This is a genomic window from Paenibacillus sp. N119s (genome assembly GCF_059447605.1).
In genome coordinates, this window is record NZ_JCAJRU010000420.1 from 1 (window position 1) to 1,859 (window position 1,859).

Here is a 1,859-nt window from a genome sequence, read left to right on the forward strand (position 1 = left end):
AGGCTGTACCGAGCTATGAAGATAACATCTATCGAGCCGACTCCCAGTCCAAACACCATGATGCTGCATCTGGATGAGCGACTGGAAGCAGGTATCCGCAGAACATATACACGGGACAATGAGCGTTCCGCTCCCCCATTTATCCGGCGTATGCTGGCGATTGAGGGGGTCAAAAGCGTGTTTCACACGACTGATTTTGTAGCCCTTGATCGTAAAGGAAATGCCGATTGGTCTACTATTCTGGGCCAGGTGCGGGATCAGCTAGGCGAGGAAGGTGCTGACGCGAATTGGGATTTACCAGAGGAAAGCTCGGGGGAAGCGTTTGGCGAAGCACAGGTTTTTGTCCAATTTTTCCGCGGTCTTCCCATGCAAATTCGCGTTAAGGCTGGACAGCAGGAGGAACGAATTTCCTTATCCGACCGTTTCGTGCAAGCCGTTACCCGCGTGGCAAGTGCAACTCTGATCAAGGAACGCAAGCTGAGTGATTACGGCGTCCGCTACGGTGAGCTGCCGGATATTGCCCGTGAGGTTGAGCAGGAATTAGAGGCAGCCTTTCCGCAGGAACGGCTGGAACAAATTATCCAGCAGGCGATTGCCCACGGCGCGGACAACAGCGAATTTGTGGAGGAACGCCGCGAGTGGAGCGATGCCGAGCTGAAGCAGGCCCTCCAACACGAGGACTGGCGCACACGCTATGCTGCGCTGGATCGGCTGGAGCCGACACCTGAGCATTTGCCTCTGATCCGGCAAGCGCTGCATGACGACAAAATGCAGCTACGGCGGCTGGGAGTCGTCTATCTGGGCGATATTCGTACACCGGAGGCGATGGAATTGCTGTTCGAGGCGCTGCGCGATCCTTCAGCGGCAGTACGCCGCACCGCTGGCGACACGTTGTCAGACATTGGTGATCCCGCCGCTACCAACGCTATGATCGGAGCCTTATCCGACAGCAGCAAGCTGGTTCGCTGGCGTGCAGCCCGTTTTCTATACGAGGTTGGAACCGAGGATGCGCGTGATGCACTGGAGAAGGCTGTCGATGACCCTGAATTTGAGGTCAGTTTGCAAGCTAAAATGGCGCTGGAGCGCATCGAATCAGGCGAACAAGCCGCAGGTACGGTGTGGCAGCAAATGGCCAAGCGTAACTCCTGATTTAAGATTCAATAAATGGATTTCAAAAATTTGTCGATTGTCAGAAAGTGTACAGGTACGATATACTATAGTTCACTATACAATATAATATCATGTCATACACCTCATCAACCTGTTTTATGATGAGGTAGAGGTCGCGGATGTAATCAGTACACTGGAGGAGACGTCAAGAGCCGTCTGAGATTCCAGTAGAAAGGTACACCCGCCGAAGTATGCGGAGCCGACTCTTTGTAAATACTCCGTATGCTGGGGCTGCTAACCGAAAGGAGCAGAACTGTCACGCGATGTCCTAACACAAACACGCGTGTTGAGCTATCTTGTTATAGAAGAAGGTATGGTGCGGAATGCATAGACAAGACCGCAGGCGTATTCCCTGTGGTCTTTTGATTTATATACTCCCCCTCCTTCTGGCTCTTGCCCTGACATGAAATACAATTTCATGAAGGAGTGTTTGAACGTGCAACACAAAGCAACATCTGATGCAACCTTGCGAAAAAGTCTCAAAGCCCGTCATATGACGATGATCGCCCTCGGCGGCTCGATCGGAACAGGGCTGTTCCTCGCCAGTGGAGGCGCAGTCGCCGAAGCTGGCCCCGGTGGTGCCCTGCTGGCTTATGCAGCCGTTGGCCTCATGGTCTACTTCTTAATGACCAGCCTGGGTGAGCTGGCAACGTTTATGCCTGAATCCGGCTCTTTTAATACTTATGCAG

General features: G+C 52.9%; 1 protein-coding gene, 1 pseudogene and 1 riboswitch. The gene and the pseudogene both read left to right on the top strand.

What is annotated here, in order from left to right:
* The first annotated feature begins 15 nt into the window (after nt 1-15).
* The gene (locus tag AC5V8P_RS25370) at nt 16-1,149 is read left to right on the top strand and encodes a virulence factor (RefSeq protein ID WP_064797222.1); all 1,134 of its coding nucleotides are present in this window, start codon (nt 16-18) and stop codon (nt 1,147-1,149) included.
* 120 nt (nt 1,150-1,269) lie between these two features.
* Nucleotides 1,270-1,472: riboswitch (Lysine riboswitch) on the top strand.
* Between the two features lie 134 nt (nt 1,473-1,606).
* Nucleotides 1,607-1,859: pseudogene (locus AC5V8P_RS25375) on the top strand (amino acid permease); the annotation flags it as partial.